The 19,600-nt window shown below is 61.8% G+C and carries 24 protein-coding genes and 1 tRNA gene; 14 read left to right on the forward strand and 11 right to left on the reverse strand.

Annotation, left to right across the window (positions count from 1 at the left end):
* The first annotated feature begins 106 nt into the window (after positions 1-106).
* Positions 107-373 (forward strand): DUF3606 domain-containing protein, encoded by a 267-nt coding sequence (locus tag NKH78_RS06090; protein WP_352701054.1) that lies wholly within the window; start codon positions 107-109, stop codon positions 371-373.
* A gap of 33 nt (positions 374-406) precedes the next feature.
* Here the strand turns inward: NKH78_RS06090 and NKH78_RS06095 are convergent, their stop codons facing one another.
* On the reverse strand, positions 407-955 hold the full coding sequence (locus tag NKH78_RS06095) for a DNA-3-methyladenine glycosylase (RefSeq protein ID WP_352686306.1): 549 nt from the start codon (positions 953-955) through the stop codon (positions 407-409).
* Between the two features lie 94 nt (positions 956-1,049).
* Positions 1,050-1,379 carry a hypothetical protein gene (locus NKH78_RS06100; protein ID WP_352686309.1) on the reverse strand — a complete coding sequence of 110 codons (330 nt, stop codon included), beginning with the start codon at positions 1,377-1,379 and terminating at the stop codon, positions 1,050-1,052.
* A 252-nt stretch (positions 1,380-1,631) separates the two neighbouring features.
* Between NKH78_RS06100 and NKH78_RS06105 the strand changes: the two genes are divergently transcribed.
* A complete protein-coding gene (locus NKH78_RS06105) occupies positions 1,632-2,150 on the forward strand; it encodes a metallophosphoesterase (protein WP_352686312.1) in 519 nt (172 codons plus the stop codon).
* Between the two features lie 73 nt (positions 2,151-2,223).
* Entirely contained in the window at positions 2,224-2,532 is a 309-nt protein-coding gene (locus tag NKH78_RS06110; RefSeq protein ID WP_352686679.1) for a hypothetical protein, read from the forward strand.
* Between the two features lie 109 nt (positions 2,533-2,641).
* On the opposite strand, the gene NKH78_RS06115 is transcribed toward NKH78_RS06110, so the two are convergent.
* The 4 genes from NKH78_RS06115 to NKH78_RS06130 form a co-directional block, all read right to left on the reverse strand.
* A complete protein-coding gene (locus NKH78_RS06115) occupies positions 2,642-2,875 on the reverse strand; it encodes a hypothetical protein (RefSeq protein WP_254815811.1) in 234 nt (77 codons plus the stop codon).
* A gap of 39 nt (positions 2,876-2,914) precedes the next feature.
* A complete protein-coding gene (locus NKH78_RS06120) occupies positions 2,915-3,124 on the reverse strand; it encodes a hypothetical protein (RefSeq protein ID WP_352882303.1) in 210 nt (69 codons plus the stop codon).
* 290 nt (positions 3,125-3,414) lie between these two features.
* Positions 3,415-4,404 (reverse strand): DUF2332 domain-containing protein, encoded by a 990-nt coding sequence (locus NKH78_RS06125; protein WP_352701050.1) that lies wholly within the window; start codon positions 4,402-4,404, stop codon positions 3,415-3,417.
* 259 nt (positions 4,405-4,663) lie between these two features.
* Positions 4,664-4,740 (reverse strand) — tRNA-Arg (locus tag NKH78_RS06130).
* 184 nt (positions 4,741-4,924) lie between these two features.
* Here NKH78_RS06130 and hsdR point away from each other — a divergent pair.
* The 4 genes from hsdR to NKH78_RS06150 are packed head-to-tail and all read left to right on the forward strand — an operon-like array spanning position 4,925 to position 11,588.
* Positions 4,925-7,369, forward strand: coding sequence for an EcoAI/FtnUII family type I restriction enzme subunit R (gene hsdR, locus NKH78_RS06135; protein ID WP_352686317.1), 2,445 nt, complete (start codon positions 4,925-4,927; stop codon positions 7,367-7,369).
* 3 nt (positions 7,370-7,372) lie between these two features.
* Positions 7,373-8,827, forward strand: coding sequence for a type I restriction-modification system subunit M (locus NKH78_RS06140; RefSeq protein WP_352686319.1), 1,455 nt, complete (start codon positions 7,373-7,375; stop codon positions 8,825-8,827).
* Positions 8,824-10,416 (forward strand): restriction endonuclease subunit S, encoded by a 1,593-nt coding sequence (locus NKH78_RS06145; RefSeq protein ID WP_352686321.1) that lies wholly within the window; start codon positions 8,824-8,826, stop codon positions 10,414-10,416. The genes NKH78_RS06140 and NKH78_RS06145 overlap by 4 nt, the downstream gene beginning before the upstream one ends.
* A complete protein-coding gene (locus tag NKH78_RS06150; RefSeq protein ID WP_352701049.1) occupies positions 10,413-11,588 on the forward strand; it encodes a phospholipase D family protein in 1,176 nt (391 codons plus the stop codon). Before NKH78_RS06145 ends, NKH78_RS06150 begins: the two co-directional genes overlap by 4 nt.
* Before the next feature lie 9 nt (positions 11,589-11,597).
* Here NKH78_RS06150 and NKH78_RS06155 read toward each other — a convergent pair whose 3' ends face one another.
* Positions 11,598-12,491, reverse strand: a complete 894-nt coding sequence (locus tag NKH78_RS06155) for a D-alanyl-D-alanine carboxypeptidase family protein (protein ID WP_352686324.1) — start codon at positions 12,489-12,491, stop codon at positions 11,598-11,600.
* Positions 12,492-12,740: 249 nt separating this feature from the next.
* On the opposite strand from NKH78_RS06155, the gene NKH78_RS06160 reads away from it, so the two are divergent.
* Both NKH78_RS06160 and NKH78_RS06165 read left to right on the forward strand, forming a co-directional pair.
* Positions 12,741-13,847 carry a hypothetical protein gene (locus NKH78_RS06160; protein WP_352686326.1) on the forward strand — a complete coding sequence of 369 codons (1,107 nt, stop codon included), beginning with the start codon at positions 12,741-12,743 and terminating at the stop codon, positions 13,845-13,847.
* A gap of 76 nt (positions 13,848-13,923) precedes the next feature.
* Positions 13,924-14,544 (forward strand): nucleoside triphosphate hydrolase, encoded by a 621-nt coding sequence (locus tag NKH78_RS06165; RefSeq protein WP_254815818.1) that lies wholly within the window; start codon positions 13,924-13,926, stop codon positions 14,542-14,544.
* A 78-nt stretch (positions 14,545-14,622) separates the two neighbouring features.
* On the opposite strand, the gene NKH78_RS06170 is transcribed toward NKH78_RS06165, so the two are convergent.
* Entirely contained in the window at positions 14,623-14,865 is a 243-nt protein-coding gene (locus tag NKH78_RS06170; protein WP_352686329.1) for a hypothetical protein, read from the reverse strand.
* On the opposite strand from NKH78_RS06170, the gene NKH78_RS06175 reads away from it, so the two are divergent.
* Positions 14,858-14,986, forward strand: coding sequence for a hypothetical protein (locus tag NKH78_RS06175; protein ID WP_302893450.1), 129 nt, complete (start codon positions 14,858-14,860; stop codon positions 14,984-14,986). The two genes, NKH78_RS06170 and NKH78_RS06175, sit on opposite strands and share 8 nt — an antisense overlap.
* 21 nt (positions 14,987-15,007) lie before the next feature.
* Here the strand turns inward: NKH78_RS06175 and NKH78_RS06180 are convergent, their stop codons facing one another.
* The 3 genes from NKH78_RS06180 to NKH78_RS06190 all read right to left on the reverse strand — a co-directional run bounded on the left by NKH78_RS06180 (position 15,008) and on the right by NKH78_RS06190 (position 17,316).
* Complete coding sequence (locus NKH78_RS06180; RefSeq protein ID WP_352686332.1) at positions 15,008-15,712, reverse strand: glutathione S-transferase family protein; 705 nt, start codon at positions 15,710-15,712, stop codon at positions 15,008-15,010.
* Positions 15,713-15,848: 136 nt separating this feature from the next.
* Entirely contained in the window at positions 15,849-17,057 is a 1,209-nt protein-coding gene (locus tag NKH78_RS06185) for a beta-ketoacyl-[acyl-carrier-protein] synthase family protein (RefSeq protein WP_254815821.1), read from the reverse strand.
* 4 nt (positions 17,058-17,061) lie between these two features.
* A complete protein-coding gene (locus NKH78_RS06190) occupies positions 17,062-17,316 on the reverse strand; it encodes an acyl carrier protein (RefSeq protein WP_023677013.1) in 255 nt (84 codons plus the stop codon).
* 202 nt (positions 17,317-17,518) lie between these two features.
* Here NKH78_RS06190 and NKH78_RS06195 point away from each other — a divergent pair, with 202 nt between their 5' ends.
* The 4 genes from NKH78_RS06195 to NKH78_RS06210 are packed head-to-tail and all read left to right on the forward strand — an operon-like array spanning position 17,519 to position 19,598.
* Complete coding sequence (locus NKH78_RS06195) at positions 17,519-18,361, forward strand: urease accessory protein UreD (RefSeq protein WP_352882307.1); 843 nt, start codon at positions 17,519-17,521, stop codon at positions 18,359-18,361.
* Between the two features lie 28 nt (positions 18,362-18,389).
* Complete coding sequence (locus NKH78_RS06200) at positions 18,390-18,692, forward strand: urease subunit gamma (protein WP_352882310.1); 303 nt, start codon at positions 18,390-18,392, stop codon at positions 18,690-18,692.
* A 19-nt stretch (positions 18,693-18,711) separates the two neighbouring features.
* Positions 18,712-18,969 (forward strand): DUF1272 domain-containing protein, encoded by a 258-nt coding sequence (locus tag NKH78_RS06205; protein WP_254815822.1) that lies wholly within the window; start codon positions 18,712-18,714, stop codon positions 18,967-18,969.
* Between the two features lie 35 nt (positions 18,970-19,004).
* Positions 19,005-19,598, forward strand: a complete 594-nt coding sequence (locus tag NKH78_RS06210; RefSeq protein WP_352477099.1) for a HupE/UreJ family protein — start codon at positions 19,005-19,007, stop codon at positions 19,596-19,598.
* The last annotated feature ends 2 nt before the right edge of the window (positions 19,599-19,600 follow it).

Below are 19,600 nucleotides of genomic sequence, written 5' to 3' on the forward strand. Positions count from 1 at the left end.
TGGTTCCTGGTCAGTCGGCTCGACCGCGCAAAAGTCCGCCTGGTCGCGGCAACGAAAGCCGCTTGCCCACGTTGCCGTTGATGCGAAGCTCCACCAGGAGGAAAAAATGGCCGACGATAAGAGCAAGCGGGATTTCCGCGACCGCGATCGCGTTGCTGCGGAAGACGACCGTGAAGTCGAGTATTTTGCCCAGCAGAACGGCATCACCGCCGACCAGGTCCGTCAGCTGATCAAGAGCTTCGGCAATGATCGCGGCCGCCTGGTCGAAGCCGCGAAGGCGTTGCGGGGGATTTCACCTGCCGGAGCCGACGAGGTGACCAGGGAAGCCCGCCAGCAGGCGACACCCATGCATCTCGGCAAACCCGACGAGTGATGCCAGGCAGCTGCTCTGCCGCTGCCGCAGGCGTCAGAATTTGCGGCTCAGATAATCCGAGCCGCGCAGGCCGAACCGCCACTCGGCATCGATAGCCTTGGAAATGCCGATCCGGCGGCCTGTAAGAATGGCGCTGGCGTCGCCCGGCTGCCTGAATTCGAATGGCGGCACGTCCAGTGGCAGCCCGTCATGGAATGTGTCGATTGCCAGCGCCTGGCAAAGACGACCGGGTCCCGAGCAAAGCAGCCGGGGGTCGTCAACGCCGCGATTGGCCCGCATAACCTCCAGCCCGGATTGCGGTTCGATTGCGCGGATGAGCACGGCACTGCCGGGCAGGCACACGGCATTGAGGCACCAGTGCAGGCCATAGGAGCGATAGACATAGGCGCTGCCTGGGGTGCCGAACATTGCGCCATTGCGCACCGTCCTGCCACCGAAAGCATGCGAAGCCGGGTCATCGGGGCGATAGGCCTCGGTCTCGACGATGATGCCGCCAACGCCGTGCAAAAGCAGCGTCGCCCCAATCATGTCGCGCGCCACGGTGGTGGCGTCTCGGGCAAAGAATTCCTGGTTCGTGGTCAACGTGCACCGGACTGATCGCGCCTCAACCTGGCGCGTCAGCAAGTTCTCGGACCGGAAGCAAAATGTCCAGCCACTGCTCTCGGATCTGCGATATTCAGCGCAGCATGGCTGCGCCGATGAAAACCGCCGCGGCGAGCACGACGATGGCGGCAATCACCAGCACCGGCCCATATCGGCGCGGCCGGACGTCTGGCTCATCCTTCAGCGGACGCATCGCATTGGCATAGCTCGCCTGGTTGGTGAACTCCGGCTTTTCATGAGGCGCAGACCGATCCTTTGCCGGAACGCTGCCGGCCGATTCCGCGTCCGTTTCCATGGGAGCCGCGGCCGGATCGATTCCCGGTGTCTTATCGCCTTCGCGCCCGGCGTCGATATCGCCCCGCGCTTGAGCCGGGCTTCGCCCAACAGGTGCTGCGTCGGTCATCGTCGAGGTCCTTTCAGAGCATCGGCCTCAAGCATTCTAACCTGCGTCTCATTTCAAAGTTCCCATGTTCAAAGTTCCCCTTTTTAAAGTTCCCCCCTTCTTAAAGTTCCAACAAGCGGAAGCCGCCTGGGCCTGTTTACAGGAACAACCGGCGATCGAGCGGGTTGAGCAAGCATCGGGAGAGCAACATGGACTTGGTGCGCCACGCGCCTACATGCGCGGCAGTTCGACAACGGGCCCCAGCGAGCGCGCATGATCTACTTCACCGCCGACACGCATTTCAGCGACCCGCGCATTTTGCGCATCGACCGCCGCCCGTTCGGCTCGCTGGCGGAGCATGATCGGGCACTCATTGCGTTCTGGAACGAGACTGTCGGCCCGGACGACGAGGTCTGGCACCTCGGCGATTTTGCCAGGGGCTCGGCGTCCTTCGTGTCGTCACTGCTGTCGTCTCTTCATGGCAGCAAGCACTTGATCATCGGCAACAACGATGCTGCGGCCACCATTGACGCGACGGGTTGGGCGAGCACGCAACACTACAAGGAGCTGACGCTCGATGGCAGCCTGCTGATCCTTTGCCACTATCCTTTTCGCACCTGGAACCAGATCGGCAGGAGGTCGATCGACCTGCATGGCCATTCGCACGGCCGGCTCACCCCGGTCACGCGCCAGTATGACGTTGGTGTCGACAGCTGGGATTTTCGTCCGGTCACGCTTCCCACCATCCTCGCCAGCCGCGGCCGCCGGCCGGCACGGGCAAAACCCGGCTGAAGGCGGCTGGCCGCAACCGGAACCTCTGCGGAGCTGAGGCGTTCGAAAAATTGCAAGGCGTAACGGCAACGCAATGGCTCAGAAGATCACGACAGGCATGAATGACCGGCCGCGCAATGAAACCATCGGCCAATCCGGCGAAGGCCTGCCGGACGACAGCAGCAAGCCGCTCGAGGTCGACGAAGGCTTGGTCGCCCGGTTGAGAAACAAGCTGCAGGGCAAGCCCCGGCAAGCCGCTCAATCCAACATGGACGAGGTTCCGGCAGGCGTCCCCGGCGCTGGCGAGAACATTTGCCGCCGCTGTGCAGGGTCAGGCATGATCGACGGCCGAACCTGCCCCGAATGCGGCGGAACCGGCAAGGTGACGACGCCGATAGGCTGAGGCTAGAGCAATTCCAGGAAAAGTGTGAAACGGTTTTCCGTCCGGAATTGCGTCAAAAAAGATAGACCGGTTCTGCGTTTCCGTAAAACGATGAATCGTCTAGCGTGGATCAGATCGCCGGCACCCACTTCCAGAACACGCCCTCCTTGCGGTCGGGGTAGTGCTTGAAGTCGCATTCGAAGCGCCAACCGTAATTCTTGGCGGCGGCAAGCGCCTCCTTGCTGACCGGGTTCATGCCGGTTCCCGGCGCAAACCAGTCCTCCAGCAAATCGTCGGGTATGTAGGCGCCGATCCTCAACGGCAGCTTTTCGAGGACGACATCCATTTCGGGCGGTGCGGGCACGGGGGCGCTCCCTTCGGGGTCTATCCACGAACAACTCGTTCAACGCCAAGCGGGTTCATTCTTTTGTTCACAGTCCTGGAACGCTTTCTGGAGACCGCCGATCACCTCGGCGGACGTCTCGAACATCGCCTTCAGCTGCGGCTCATCGACCTTCTCAATGTCCTCGCGAAGGTGCTGTTTCACCTCCTCCAATTTCTTCTGCATCTTCTGCGTGTGGTGGCGCGGATCGCGGTCGGCAGCGCTTGTCATGATCAATCTCCAATTTGCGGATCTCGGAGAACTCGGCCCGGCCTCTGAGGATCGCCAGGTGGGTTTGCAGTGTAAACGGCTGGCCGATAGCTGTGGTTCCCGATTGCGGAGACGGTCTGCGCGGGCCTCGGCTCGCCATTCTCGTTCTCGGCCGACCGGTAGAGGCGGTGACAAGACAAGTCGGAGAGGTCGCTTCCAATGAATTCGAGACGCAGCAGTCGAAACGAGCATAGATGAAGCTGGGAACTGATGGCGCCTCTAGCCAAGGACGGTAATCCGCCACCAATATCCTACGCCTCGTTCGCGATCCATTCGAGCGAGGCGCCATGCGGGTCAGTCCAAGCTACAGGGGAGCCATTCGCAGATAAGAGGAAGCGGCCGGGCGGCCAGCTTGTTTCGGCGCGTGTGGCGATGGACGGGAAGACGCGAGGGAATTCGTTCGATACCCAATAAGGCGAGAGACGCATCGCCTGCTCGGCGAAAGCTTCTCTGTCACCAGGGTCGGAGACATAGTCGAGGACGGCTGTGTGAAAGATGACGAGTGTAGCGTCGTTCGGCGCTTCGTTGCAGAGTTGCACGAGGTCGCTCCCGCGCAGGTCGCCCTTCACCACCCGAGGCTTGACTGTGGCAGCGATCTTCAGGGCCGCCCGTAGATTGGCGAGCCGTGCTGTCTGTTCCGGCCAGACCAGTGTCTCAAGCCATGCGACTTGCGAGTCGTCCGAAGCATCTATCGGGCTCAGGTCCAATCCCGCCCGCCAGACGACTTGCGGCAAGGCCGTCGGCAATGGCGTTGTTTCGCTGGCGAAGCATCGGAAGACAGGCTGCTCCAAGGCCATCGCGGGTCCGCGGATCACCGTGCGTCCATAGTCATAGCCGTAGAGGTCCGGCATGAGGCAGAGCCCTGCGGATGTCCCGACCTCGATGAGCGCCAGCGGCTGCGACAACCGCGCCAGGACGGGGAGCAGGGTGGCGCATCTTCCCGGCTCATTGGTTTGCGTTGAGCGCTCGAGCATAAGCGAGCGGATAGCGTCTGGATTAGCCTGAAGCGCCTGGCGAAACTCGGTCCACCCTGTCGGCGTACCGAACAGGTGACGCACCGCGGCAAGTAGAAGGTTCGGTTGCCGCTTTAGGTCCGGAAGGGTCGACAGGAAACCGAGCGCCTCCCGATCCCCAGCGACTGCCCGAGCCAACTCCTCGTAGAGCGGCGAGCGACCGCGAGCTTCCGTATCGGCGAAGCGAATATATCGGGCTGAGATCTCGGCCAAGCCCTCCTCGTCCATATCCGCTGATCCTCGGTCCCGACGTCTCATCACAGTACATGATCCACGGATCTTATTGGAGCTATGCCCGGCGTTTTTGCACAAGCTTGACCCTCCGCGGACTTCCCGCGGTCGCCTACTTAACCGTTGCGCTAGGAGGTTGTACGCAATCCAAAAATCTGGGGAACTGTTCGTAATTGGTGGCTCATCCAAGGGGTGCAGTCCACCATGTCTCCGGTATAAACCATTACCCATGTCTCCGGGTCGTACCCTTGAGAAATGGCGCACCCGACAGGATTCGAACCTGTGACCTCTGCCTTCGGAGGGCAGCGCTCTATCCAGCTGAGCTACGGGTGCCTTCAGGATCGGCGATCCGGAAAACGAACCAGCCGGTAAACCGGCCAGCCCCGGCTTCTTAGCGGAAGCCGGGCCGGGCTTCAACGGGCAAGTGGAGTTTGCACGAAATCCGGTCAACGTTTTGAACCGCGCTCTTGATCGGATTGAGCTTACCCAATAGAGCCAAGGAGGGGGATATCAATTAATGGACAAACGAAGCCTCACCGAACGCGACATCTGCACGAAATTCATTCTGCCCGCCGTTAAGCTCGCCGGATGGGACGAGATGTTGCAGGTTCGGGAGGAGGTCTATTTCACCAAGGGCCGCATTATCGTACGTGGCAAGCTGGTGACGCGTGGCAAGGCAAAAAAAGCCGACCTCGTTCTCTACTATAAGCCGAATATCCCCATCGCCTTGATCGAAGCGAAGGACAACAACCACGGCGTTGGCGATGGTATCCAGCAGGGCCTCGACTATGCCGCGACGCTGGACATCCCTTTCGTCTTTTCCTCAAACGGCGACGGTTTCGTCTTTCACGACCGCACGGGCCAGAGCGACACCAAGGAGGCGAACCTCGGCATGGACGCCTTTCCGTCGCCCGCCAATCTTTGGGCACGCTATCGCGCCTGGAAGGGCCTCGACCCGGAAGCAGAACAGATCGTGCTTCAGGATTATTTCGACGACGGCAGCGGCAAAGCACCCCGCTATTATCAGGTAAACGCCGTCAATGCCGCGATCGAGGCCATCGCCAAGGGGCGCGATCGCGTGCTGCTCGTCATGGCGACGGGGACGGGCAAGACCTACACGGCATTTCAGATCATCTGGCGCCTGTGGAAGGCGGGTCGCAAGAAACGCATACTCTTCCTTGCCGACCGCAACGTGTTGATCGACCAGACGATGGTGAACGACTTCCGCCCGTTCGGCGCGGCGATGGCGAAGCTTTCGACGAACGCAAAGACCATTGAGCGGCAGGACGGCACCACGGTCGATCTGACACTGGCGCTCGACAGGAAGCGGCGCATCGACACCGCCTTCGAGGTCTATCTCGGTCTCTATCAAGCGATCACCGGACCGGAGGAGCGCCAGAAGCTCTACAAAGAGTTCTCCCCCGGCTTCTTCGACCTAATTGTCATCGACGAATGCCATCGCGGCAGCGCGGCCGAGGATTCCGCGTGGCGCGAAATCCTCACCCACTTTTCCGGTGCAACGCAGATCGGCCTGACTGCCACGCCGAAAGAAACGGAATACGTTTCAAACGCCGATTATTTCGGCGAGCCAATCTTCACCTATTCATTGCGCCAGGGCATCAGTGACGGCTTCCTTGCACCCTACAAAGTCATCAAGGTCCACATCGATCGCGACATTGAGGGCTATCGCCCGGAACTTGGGCAACTCGACCGAGATGGTAACGAAGTCGAGGATCGAATCTATAACGCTAAGGATTTCGACCGGACGCTGGTTCTTGACGACCGCACTTTGCTTACCGCCAAGAAGGTCACCGAATTTCTAAAGGAAACCGGCGACCGCTTCCAGAAAACCATCGTGTTCTGCGTTGACCGGGAGCACGCAGCGCGTATGCGACAGGCACTCATCAACGAGAACAAGGATCTTTGCGACGAGAACCACCGATATGTCATGCGGATCACCGGCGGTGACAGCGATGGCCAGGACCAGCTTGGCAATTTCCTTGACCCGGAATCGAAGTATCCCGTTCTAGTCACGACCTCGCGGCTTTTGTCCACCGGGGTTGACGCGCAGACCTGTCGGCTAATCGTGCTCGATCGCACGGTAGGGTCGATGACCGAGTTCAAGCAAATCGTCGGGCGCGGCACCCGCGTTCACGAGGATACCAAGAAATTCTACTTCACGTTGATCGACTTTCGTGGCGCGACCAATCATTTCGCTGACCCAGAATTCGATGGGGATCCGGTGCAGATTTACGAACCCAGCGAAGACGATCCGATCACACCGCCCGACGATACTGTCGTCGGTCTTGGTGAAGGTGATCAAGCGCCATATGAACCGGGCGATAGCGAAACCATAATCGATCAGCCGGGCGTTCCGCTACCGCCGGGCAACCACGTGCGCAAGATTTACGTGGACGGCGTCGGCGCCCGCATCGTCGCCGAGCGCGTCGAATATCTTGACGAGAACGGCAAGCTCGTCACCGAAAGCCTGCGCGATTTCACTAAGACGGCGTTGAAGAAGCGTTTCGCCAGTCTCGACGATTTCCTCAGACGCTGGAAATCTGCTGAACGCAAACACGCGATCGTTGAGGAACTGGAAGCCGAGGGCCTGGCGCTTGACGCCATCGCAGATGAACTGGGCAAGAACCTCGATCCCTTCGATCTGATCTGCCACGTGGCATTCGACAAGAAACTTTTGACACGCCGCGAGCGTGCCGAAAACGTCAAGAAGCGCGACGTGTTCACCAAATACGGGCCACAAGCCCGGGCCGTGCTCGATGCGCTGCTCGAAAAATATCGGGACGAAGGCGTAATCCATCTCGACGACGCCAACGTGCTGAAGGTGACGCCCTTCACTGCGATGGGCAGCGTCGTCCAACTAATCAAGGCGTTCGGCGGCAAGGAGGGCTTTGAAAAGGCCGTCCACGAAATGCAGGACGCCCTTTACCAGGAGATCGCATAGCCAATGATTGTCCGCACCACTGTCAAATCCATCCAGGACATCATGCGCCAGGATGTTGGCGTTGATGGCGACGCACAGCGCATCAGCCAGTTGTGTTGGATGTTCTTCCTCAAGATCATCGACGACCAGGATCAAGAACTTGAACTGACTAAGGACGGCTACCACTCGCCGATTCCGGAAAAACTCCAGTGGCGCAACTGGGCGGCCGACCCAGAAGGCATCACCGGGCAAGCCATGCTCGATTTCATCAATGATGAACTTTTCCCTGCATTGAAAGGCCTGCAGCTCACTGGAAAACCGGGCGACCGGCGCCGCGTAGTGCGCGACGTGTTCGAGGACGCGTACAATTACATGAAATCCGGACACCTCATCCGGCAGGTCTTAAACAAGATCAACGAGGTTGATTTCAATAATCTCGACGAGCGGCGGCACTTCGGCGAGTTCTATGAGCAGTTGCTGAATGATCTTCAATCGGCAGGCAATGCCGGCGAATATTATACACCGCGCGCCGTGACTGCCTTCATGGTTGATCGCATTGACCCGCGCCCAGGAGAAACGCTGTTCGATCCTGCCTGCGGCACGGGTGGCTTTCTCACCTGCGCTATTCGTCACATGGAAAAAGGCTACGTCCGCACGCCCGCGCAGCGTGAGACGATGCAGGGCGCACTTCGCGCGGTGGAAAAAAAGCAGCTTCCGCACATGCTCTGCGTCACCAACATGCTGCTGCACGGCATCGAGGACCCGAGCTTCGTGCGCCACGACAACACGTTGGCCCGCCCGCTGATTTCATGGAGCAAGGACGAGCGCGTCGATATCGTCGTCACCAATCCGCCCTTCGGCGGGCGCGAGGAAGACGGCATCGAGAACAATTTTCCGACCTTCCGTACCAAGGAAACGGCGGACCTGTTCCTGGCGCTGATCGTGCGCCTCTTGAAACCGAATGGTCGCGCCGCCGTGGTTCTGCCCGATGGCACGCTGTTCGGGGAGGGCGTGAAGACGCGGCTCAAGGAACATCTGATGGAGGAGTGCAACCTCCACACCATCGTCCGCCTGCCCAATTCCGTGTTCAAGCCCTATGCATCGATCGGCACTAACCTGTTGTTCTTCGAGAAGGGCGCGCCAACGAAAGACATTTGGTTCTACGAGCATCGCGTGCCGGAAGGCCAGAAAGCCTATTCGATGACAAAGCCGATCCGGCTGGAGCATTTCGAGGGCTGCATTGACTGGTGGGGCGGCAAGGATCGCGAGGGCCGCGAGGAGACGCCGCAGGCGTGGCGCGTCACGGCCGAGGAGGTCAAGGCGCGCGGCTACAATCTCGACATCAAGAACCCGCACGCGGTGGCGGACGATCATGGCGACCCGGAAACGCTGCTGGCCGACCTCGCCCGCGCCGAAGCCGAAACGGTGGGATTGCGGGATCAGTTGAAGGCGATCCTCGCCGAGGCGCTGGCCCGATGAATGCGCAACGGCTATTGGCGCATTACGAGAAGATCGCCGACGCGCCCGACGCGATCGCACGGCTGCGCCGCTTCATTCTCGATCTGGCGGTGCGCGGCAAACTCGTCCCGCAAGATACGAACGACGAACCGGCATCGGAATTGCTGAAGCGGATCGCAAAGGAGAAACTAGATCAATCCGATTTGCCGCAAGGATGGCGTCGAGCCAAGGTCGGTTCGATCCTAGATTTCCAATACGGCAAAGGCTTGAAGGCAAGCGAACGATTAGACGAAGGCCCAGTGCCCGTGTTCGGTTCAAATGGGATCGTCGGCTTCACCGATGAACCACTGACGGTGCGCCCTTCGATCATCGTAGGCCGTAAAGGATCAGCTGGTGCCTTGACTCTCTGCGATGGCCCGTCGTGGACGACCGACGTTGCCTACTTCGTCGAGTCTCCGCTATTCCTTAATCTTCGATTTCTGTTAAACGCGCTTGCGGCTCTCGATTTGGACAAGCTCGGAAAGGGCGTGAAACCCGGCTTAAGCCGTTCCGACGCATACGAGCAGATAATCGCCCTCCCACCCCTCGCTGAGCAGCACCGCATAGTCGCCAAGGTCGATGAGCTGATGGGTCTCTGCGATCGGCTGGCGGCAGGGCGGGGAAACCGCGAGGGGTTACGCGACAGGTTGACGGCGTCGAGCCTCGCCCGCCTCAACGCGCTTGATGCCGAAACCTTCCTGGCCGACGCCCGCTTCGTCCTCGACGCGCTGCCCGCCCTCACCACGCGCCCCGACCAGATCAATGCCCTGCGCCAGACCATCCTCAACCTCGCCGTGCGCGGCAAGCTGGTGCCGCAGGACGAGAAGGACGAACCAGCGTCGGAACTGCTGAAGCGGATCGCGAAGGCAAAGGCTGAACGGAAGAAGAAGACCGGCGACGCACGGATCAAGATGGAGCCCGATCCGACGCCCGACGAACTCGAAATGGCGCTTCCCTCGGGATGGGCCGTTCAATCATTCGAGAACCTCTTTCTGTTCATCGACTATCGCGGGAACACGCCTCCCAAGACGGATGAAGGAATCCCACTCATCACCGCGAAGAACATTCGCATGGGCTACCTGAACCGTGAGCCGCGCGAATACATATCGAAGGTGACTTTCAAGACGTGGATGAAGCGCGGCTTCCCCGAGATCGGCGACTTGTTCTTCACCACGGAGGCGCCGCTCGCAAACATCTGCCTGAACGATATCCAGGAACCATTTGCACTCGCGCAACGCGCCATCTGCTTTCAGCCATATGCGATGATTGATACAAAGTTCCTGATGTTCGCGGTGATGAGCGATCTGATGCAGTCGCTGATCGACAAGCACGCAACCGGCATGACGGCCAAGGGCATCAAGGCGGCCAACTTGAAGCCGCTTCCGATCCCGATCCCGCCCCTCGCCGAGCAGCACCGCATCGTCGCAAAGGTTGATGCGCTGATGGCGCTCTGCGACCGGCTAGAGGCGAGCCTCAATACTACCGCCGCCACCCGCCGGCGCCTCCTCGACGCGCTGCTGGCCGAAGCGCTAGCGCCGGTCGAGAATCGAGAACTGCAGGCAGCGGAATGACGACAAGGCTCGTCGACTCAGGTTGGTCGCGGGAAGTCGCCGAGGCCATTCGCGAGGATGCAAGCGAGTTGCGGATCATTTCCCCGTTTATAAAAGCGGGCGCATTGCGACGCTTGCTTTCAGCGGGTCCGAAAACCGTTCAGGCTATCACCCGGTTCAATTTGTCAGATTTCGCGGAAGGCGTCAGCGACGTTGTGGCCCTGCGGCGGCTGCTGGAGGTCGGAGGGACGGTGCGCGGCGTCAGGAACCTGCACGCTAAGATGTACCTGTTCGGATCAAACAGAGCGATCGTGACATCTGCCAATCTGACGGAGGCCGCGCTCACCCGAAACCACGAGTTCGGCTTGGTTTCCCAAGATGCAGAAATCATCGCGGCGTGCCGCCGCTATTTCGATGATCTTTGGATGCGCAGCGGTGCCGACCTTACGGTCCAGCAGCTCGATAAATGGGACGAAACGGTGACGCACCATCGAGCGAAAGGCGGGCGCCCAAATCTCCCCATCGGCCTCGGCGACTTTGGCGCCGACGCAGGGATAGTCGACTCTCCGGCAACCTTGCCCATAAATGTTGCCGATGCTCCCCAGGCATTTGTGAAGTTTCTTGGTGAGGGCGACAATCGGGTTCCATTAGCATTCCCCACGATCGAGGAAATAGAGCGATCTGGTTGCCATTGGGCTGTCGCATACCCCGCCACAAAGCGGCCGCGAATGGTTAAGGACGATGCGGTGATCTTCATCGCACGACTGACATACGATCCGAATGACATCCGGGTTTTTGGGCTTGCGATAGGCATGCATCATGTGCCGGCACGAGACGATGCCACGCCCGAAGACATTACTCACCGCGATTGGAAAGCAACGTGGTCCCGCTATATTCGCGTCCACCATGCCGAATTTGTTGCAGGCACGATGGCCAACGGCATCTCTCTCAACGAACTCATGGGTGCTCTCGGCGCAAATTCGTTCGCGTCGACGAAGCGCAATGCATCACGTGGCGAAGGGAACACTGATCCGAGAAAGGCTTACCAACAACAAGCAGCGGTTGAGCTTTCTAACCAAGGCACATCGTGGCTTAGTGAGCGATTGCAGGCCGCGTTCGACCAGCATGGCAAAGTGCCTCAGGATGAACTCGACAAACTTGATTGGCCGGATAACGTCCGGCCATATCCGTAGACCAACCTCTCACTGCTGCTCGGCATACAGCAGCCGCGTCGTCGCGTTCGCCGTCGCCGTCGACAGGCTGCGCTGGATCAGCGCCTCGACATGGTCGTTGCGCTGGCGCGCACTGTCGGCGCCCATCACCACGATGATCAGCCTGTGCCCGTCTGCATTATAGGAGGTAACGATGTTGAAGCCCGAAGCTCTGATGTAGCCGGTCTTGATGCCGTCGACGCCGCGCACCCGGCCGAGCATGTCGTTGTGGCCGCGCACCAGCCTGCCGCGGAACATGAAGTCGCTGTCGGAGAAATAGTGGAAATGCTGCGGGAAGCGGGTGTGCAGCGCCATGCCGAGCACCGCCATGTCACGCGCCGTCGTGTGCTGGTCGCCATCCGGCAGGCCCGAGGCGTTGCGGAAGACGGTGCTGCTCATGCCGATCTGGCGCGCCTTGGCGGTCATCATGCCGGCGAACGCCTCTTCGCTGCCGCCGAGATATTCGGCAACGGCGACCGCCACGTCATTGGCCGATTTGACGACGATGGCGCGGATCGCCGAATCGACGTCGATCGTCTCGCCGCGCCTGAACCGCAGCTTGGTCGGCGGCTGCCGCGCGGCGTAGTCCGACACCGGAATTTGCGTCTCCTTGCTGATCCGCCCCGACTCCAGCGCCTCGAAAAGAAGGTAGAGCGTCATCATCTTGGTCAGTGACGCCGGATAGCGTGGCGCCGTGGAATTGACCTCGAACAGCGTCTTGCCGGTGCCGGCGTCGATGACCATCGCGGCATATTTCTGCGGCGGCGCCGGCACGGCCAGCACGCTGTCGGGCGGCGTCACCGTCGTGCAGCCGGCGGCAAACAGCAGCAGCGCCAGCACCGCGACGTAATTGTGGATGAGCGAAAAGAAGCGCAAGGCGGACAAGTCGGTTCCGAAGGCAGGCTGTTTCCGAGACGAGGCGAAGCTATCTTACCGCAAAGGCGCAGTCCATTTGGTTAATATCGGTCGGGGCCTGGATTGGTGCCCTGTCCACAGGCCCACGTGGCCGCTGTGCCGAGCCGGCTGAGGGGAATTGCCGGCCACCACGCTTGCGCAACCGGCGGCGAGTGGGCTTTGCTGGCGCCGGCAGAATCGGGCCGCCTGAATTCGGGCTGGCAGAATCGGTAGGTGCACATGGATACGGTCACGATCACGGCAAAAGGCATTTCGGTATCGGTCGATCTTGCCGTCGGCCATCTCGCCGACATGGCGGTCGATATCGATGGCCTTCGGCTGAACCCTTTGCATCGCGCACCCTGGGTCGGCGAGCCGCGCGAGACGCTGCCGAAAGATCTGCCTGAAGGTACGGTCCACCTGTCCGGCGATTTCCTCTGCGCGCCGTTCTCGATCAGCGACGTCGAAGAGGCACCTTTGCATGGCTGGCCGGCCAATAGTCGCTGGGACGTCGTCGACAGCGCGGCAACGGTCGATGGCTGGCGCGCCGTCTTGCGGCTGCAGCGCCCGGTCATGGGCGCGAGCGTCGACAAGATCCTGATCGTGCGCGACGATCATCCCTTTCTCTATCAGGAGCACGTCTTTTCCGGCGGGGCCGGCGCCATTCCGGTCGCCCACCATCCGATGACGGTGATGAAGGCCGGCGGCAGGCTGGCGTTCTCGCCGAAGCGCCTTGCCGCGACGCCGAACGAGCCGCCGGAGCCCGATCCGGCCCGCGGCCGCTCTTTGCTCGCCTACCCGGCGCGCAGCACCGACCTGACGCGCTTTCCCGCCGCCGACGGCGGCACGATCGACCTGACCGCCTATCGCATGGACCAGCTGCGTGAGGACTTCGTCACGCTGGTCGAGGCCGACCATGGCGGACCGGGCTGGACCGCGCTGGCGCGCCAGGCGGAAGCCGACCTCGTGCTGGTGCTGAAGAACCCGGCCGAACTGCCGGTCACCATGCTGTGGGTCAGCAATGGCGGGCGCGATTACGCGCCATGGAGCGGCCGCCACCGCGGCGTGCTCGGCATCGAGGACGGCCGCACGGCCGTCGGCCATGCCGCGTCGCTCGGCGACAACTGGCTGAAGCATGAAGGCGTGGCGACCGCCTTTGCCCTTGCTGAAGGGCGCCGCTTTTCGTTCCGCCATGTCATCGGCGCACTGCCATGGCCATCCGGCGAGCCGCCGCGCGACGTCACGACCTCGCCGGGCCGCATGCGCATCCTGGCGGCTGACGGTGCCGAGCGCGACATCGGCTTCGACAACGATTTCCTGCGGATCAGCCAGTCCAGGCCCGATTGAAGGCCTGGCACAAGCCGCGTTTGAAATTTTCGAAAACTGCCGCCAAAATGCGCCAGAACCATCTTAACGGATGCCAATGTCTGAGATCGCCCATCTCGCCGCTACCATTTTCAAGCGCGCCGGCAAGGCGCCGCGCTTCATTGTTGCCATTGCGGGTCCGCCCGGCGCCGGCAAGTCGACATTGTCGGCAGGCTTGCATGACCTGCTGCCGGAAGGCACGGCGGAAGTCGTGCCGATGGACGGGTTCCACTACGATGACGTCGTGCTCGAGCGGCGCGGCCTTCGCCAGCGAAAAGGTGCCCCGGAAACCTTTGATTTTGCCGGCTTCGAAGCGCTGCTGAAGCGCATCCGCGCTGGCGAGCCGGATATCGCCATCCCGGTGTTCGACCGCAGCATGGAGCTGTCGCGCGCTGCCGCTGCGATCATCGCCGCCGAGACCAAATTCATCCTGGTCGAAGGCAATTACCTGCTGCTCGACGAAGAGCCATGGACGCGGCTGGCGCCGCTGTTCGACTACTCTATCTTCGTCGACGTGCCGCGCGCCGAGCTCGAGCGCCGACTGCTCGAGCGATGGCACGAGCACGGCCGGTCCGACCAGGACGCGCGCGCCTGGATTGCTTCCAACGACATGCCGAACATCGACCGCGTGCTTGCCCGTCGGCGGCCCGCCGACCTGGTGGTCGGTGGACAGGCCTGATCTGGTAAGGACTGTTCGGCCGGAACCTTAACACTTTCAGGCCGTTATCCCGGACACGGCAATTGCATGAGGGAACGGTTAGATGGAAACCATGGCAAGAAAGCCTGCGCCCGCCAAGGGCAAGGTAACACGATCAAAAATCACTCGAGCGAAAACCAGCGCCGGCCCGGCAGGAGCGGCCCACTCCAAGGATGCGGCAAAGCCCAGCTTTGGCAAGGCGGCGCCGAAAAAGGTGATGCCTGCCGCGGCCAAAGCCGCTGCACCCAAGGCCAAAAGGTCGGCAAGCAGCAGAGGATCGATCGCAGGCAGCGCGATGCGCACCGTTAAGGCAACGGCCAATGTCGCCGCCGGTGCCGTGCTTGCGACCGCCAAAGGTGCGGCGTCGCTTGCCGCTTCCGTAGTCGGCAAGGGCGGCTCGAAACCCCGGACCAAGGCAAAATAGCCGGGGCAGTCAGGGTTCTGATCAGGCTCTGGCCGGAATGGTGAGGCCCCTCTGCACCGCCGGCCGGGCAAGGCCACGCTCCAGCCATGCGCCCACGCCCGGGAAATCGTCGAAACCGACGAGGTCCCGCGCCTCGTAAAAGCCGATCAGATTGCGCACCCATCCAAGCATCGAAATGTCGGCGATGGTGTAATCGTCGCCCATGATCCAGTTGCGGCCCTTGAGCCTCGTTTCGAGGACGCCGATCAGCCGCCGCGACTCGTCGCGATAACGCTCGAGCGGGCGCTTGTCGGCGATTTGGCGCCCGGCGAATTTGTGGAAGAAACCGACTTGGCCGAACATGGGCCCGATGGAAGCCATCTGGAAGAACACCCACTGGATCGTCTCGTAACGCAGCGTTGCGTCTGCCGGGACCAGCTTGCCGGTCTTGTCGCTGAAATAAAGCAGAATGGCGCCGGATTCGAACAGGCCGATCGGCTTGCCGCCCGGGCCGTCCGGATCGATCATCGCCGGGATCTTGCCGTTCGGGTTCAAAGACAGGAATTCCGGCGTCCAGCTCTCGTTCTTGCCGATGTCGACGGCATGCGGCTCGTAGGGCAGGCCAAGTTCCTCCAGCGCGATCGATATTTTCACCCCGTTCGGCGTCGGAAACGAATAAAGCTGGATGCGGTCGGGGTGGCTCGCCGGCCAGCGCCTGGCGATCGGAAACGCGGACAGATCGGTCATCGAAACTCCTGGTCGGGGACCGCGCCGAGCGGCATGGTCATGGCGGGTCGCAGTGAGTTAGGCGCGACGCCTGGCGCGATCAATATGCGCATGGAAAGTTTCACCGGCCCCGGTGAAAGGCCCGCAAAGGGTGTGGTCACACGGCCTTGACCGCCAGCACCGCATTGGTGCCGCCGAAGGCGAAGCTGTTGCTCATCGCGGTGCGCACCGCGCGCTCGCGTGCCACGTTCGGCGTGATGTCGAGATCGCAGTCGGTGTCGGCTTCCCGATAATTGGCGGTCGGCGGCACGATGCCTTCGCGGATCGCCATCACGCAGGCGATCATTTCCAGCGCGCCGGATGCGCCGAGGCAGTGGGCATGCATCGATTTGGTCGAGGAGACAGAAAGCTTGTAGGCATGGTCGCCGAACACGCGTTTGATCGCCGCCGTCTCGATCTGGTCGTTGGCCTTGGTGCCGGTGCCATGCGCGTTGAGATAGTCGACGTCCTCCGGATTGAGCCCGGCGTCGACGAGGCAGAAGCGCATCGCCGCCTCAGGCCCTTCGATAGTTGGCGCGACGATGTCGGAGGCGTCGGCGGAAAGGCCGACGCCGGCGATTTCGGCAAGAATAGCGGCGCCGCGCGCCATGGCATGCTCATACGTTTCCAGCACTACCATGCCGGCGCCTTCGCCGAGCACGAGCCCCTGGCGGTCGGCCGAAAACGGCCGGCAGGTGTCCGGCGACAATACCCGCAGGGCTTCCCAGCCCTTGAGGATGCCCCAGACCAGTGGCGCATCGGTGCCGCCGGCGACCATGACGTCGGCCCGGCCGAGCCTGATCTGATCGACCGCGGAGGCAATGGCGTGGTTGGATGACGAGCAGGCAGAGGTGATGCCGAACACCGGTCCACGCAGACCAAGATTCATGCTGACATGGCCGGCGGCTGCGCCCGGCATTACTTTCGGTACGGTGAAGATGCCGGCGCGGTTCTTGCCTTCGAGCAGGATGGCGCGATAGTTCTCTTCGATTGCCTCCCAGCCGCAGACGCCGACGCCGACGATGGTGCCCATCCGGTAGGTGTTGGCCGCGTGCGGGTTCAATCCCGCCTGCTGTGCCGCCTCCCGCGCGGCGATCGTCGCCAGAAGGCTGAAGCGGTCCATCGACACGACCTGTTTGCGGTCGATGCCGTGCTCGGGAAGCGCCTTGATTTCGCAGCCGACCTTGACCTTCAGATCATGCAGCAGCGGATTGTCGATCGCGCCGATTGCTGAACGGCCGGCGCGCATCTCATTCCAGATTGCCGGTGCATTGGTGCCGAGGCCGCATAACCCGCCGATGCCCGTGATGACGATGCGCTTGTGCATTCAGTCAGGCTTTTTTCGCGATCAGCGCGCGAACCGCCTCGACCATGTCGCCGACATTCTTCAGATTGCTCCAGGCATCGACCGTGTTCATCTCGATTTCGATGCCATACTCTTCCTCGAGATCGAAGATGATCTCCGTCAGTTCCAGCGAATGGATGCCAAGCGCGGTCAGTTCGGTACTGGTGGTGATTTCCTCGCCGCCCGGCTCGGCATGAGCCTTGATCTTGGCGATGATATCGTTTGCCAGCTGGTCAGCCATTCGGTTTCTTCCCCAACTCTGTCGTTTCCCGACGCCAACTGATCAGCGCCCCTTTTGTCCTCGATTACGCCGTCATCGTCGCCTTTTACCCCCGCCAGGCGCCGGTGACCGTACCAAGGTGGCTCCCTCTATAGAAACCGAAACGCTGTCAAGCAACAAGCTATATATCGACAAAGCCGCCGCAGTGCTTAACGTTGGTGTCGTGGACACGATCGCAAATAGCTTGACCTCAGTGCCGCCGGCCCAGCGCGTTGCCGGCGTTGCACGGCTTGGCTGCGACTGGAACGGAGGCCGCACGCGTCTTCGGCGCCTGTACCAGGACGGCTCGGCCAAGATCCGCATGCCGGCAGTCTCGGCCGGTCCGCTCGAAGCCGTCCTGATCAACACTGCCGGCGGGCTGACCGGTGGCGACCGTCTCGCCTGGGAGGTCGATGTCGGTGCCGGCGCGTCCGCAACGATAACGACGCAGGCCTGCGAGAAAATCTATCGCGCCGCATCCGACCGCGCCGAAGTGCGGGTGCAATTGAGCGCCGGCGAAGGCGGCCACATTGCCTGGCTGCCGCAGGAAACCATCGTCTTCGACCGCTCGGCCTTTGCCCGCACGCTTGACGTGGAGCTTGCCGCCGGAGCCGAGGCGCTGATCCTGGAAGCTACCGTCTTCGGCCGCCTGGCCATGGGCGAACGGGCTTCGCAAGGCCAATTCCATGATCGCTGGCGCGTCCGCCAGGACGGGGCGCTGATTCACGCCGAGGAGTTCCGCATCGGTGCCGACATTGCCGCCACCTTGAACCGTCCGGCGGTTGCCGGTGGTGCCGCCGCCGTAGCGACGCTGCTGATGGTGTCGTCGCGGGCAGAAGCTTTGCTCGAGCCGACCCGGGCCATGGTCGGCGGACAGGGCGGCGTCAGTTTCTGGAGCGTGCGGAAATCTGGCAAGCTTCTTGCTCGGCTGTTCGCCGAGGACGGCTACCAGCTCCGCAAGCGGCTGGTGCCGCTTGTCGAATTGCTCAACGGACGGGCGGGCCTGCCCAAATTATGGTCACTCTGATTTCGATTGTGCCACTGCAGGAAAACGCATGAATCTGACGCCGAGGGAGAAAGACAAGCTGCTGATCGCCATGGCGGCGATCGTGGCCCGCAAGCGGCTCGAACGCGGCGTCAAGCTTAACCATCCGGAAGCGATCGCGCTGATAACCGATTTCGTCATCGAGGGTGCCCGCGACGGCCGCGCCGTCGCCGAGCTAATGGAGGCCGGCGCCCATGTCGTCACCCGGGCCCAGGTGATGGAAGGCATTGCCGAAATGATCCACGATGTGCAGGTCGAGGCGACGTTTCCAGACGGCACCAAGCTGGTGACCGTGCACGAGCCGATCAGATAAAATCGCCAAGGAGAGGAAAATGCTTCAGCTGCGTCCGAACTGCGAATGCTGTGACAAGGATCTGCCGCCCGATGCGACGGACGCGGTGATCTGCACCTTCGAATGCACCTTCTGCGCCGACTGCGCACAAAACGTGCTCGGCGGCGCCTGCCCGAATTGCGGCGGCAACTTCTCGGCTCGCCCGATCCGTCCGGCAGCGCTGCTGACGAAATATCCGGCCTCCACCAAGCGCGTCCTCAAGGCAGAAGGCTGCGGTCCGGCCCGCAAGGCGGCGTGAGAGGCATGATGATCTCGAAGATGGAAGCTACGCCGATGATCCCCGCTACGATGAAATGCACGACGCTGTCGGCGGCCCTGCTGCTGGCGGCAGCTATGCCGGCCTATGCCCATGTCGGCGTCGGCACGGTTTCGTCCTTCACCGCCGGCTTCTCCCACCCGCTCTCCGGCCTCGATCATATGACGGTGATGATTGTCGTCGGCCTATGGGCGGCGCTCAGGGGCGGCAAGGCGATCTGGGCATGGCCGCTGGCTTTCGTCGGCGTCATGCTGGCCGGCGGCGCGCTCGGTATGCTGCATGTGCCGATGCCTTTCGTCGAGCCGGCCATATTGGCGTCCGTCGTGGCACTCGGGCTGCTGGTTGCGCTCGCCGTCGATCTTCCCGTCTCGGCCGGCGTCGCCGTCATCGGCCTGTTTGCGCTGTTCCATGGCTACGCCCACGGCACCGAGGTGCCTGAAAATGCCGCTGGGCTTGGCTATACCGCAGGCTTTGCCGTTGCCACCGCGTTGCTCCATGCCGTCGGCATCACGGCTGGTCTCGGCCTCGGCTGGCGCTTCAGTGGGCTTGCCCGCGCCGCTGGCGCCGCCTGTGCCGCGATTGGCGCCGGCCTCGCCTTCGGCATCCTGTGAGG

Origin of the sequence: Mesorhizobium sp. M0910 (genome assembly GCF_040319465.1) — a bacterium.
In the GTDB taxonomy this organism is placed as follows: Bacteria; Pseudomonadota; Alphaproteobacteria; order Rhizobiales; family Rhizobiaceae; genus Mesorhizobium.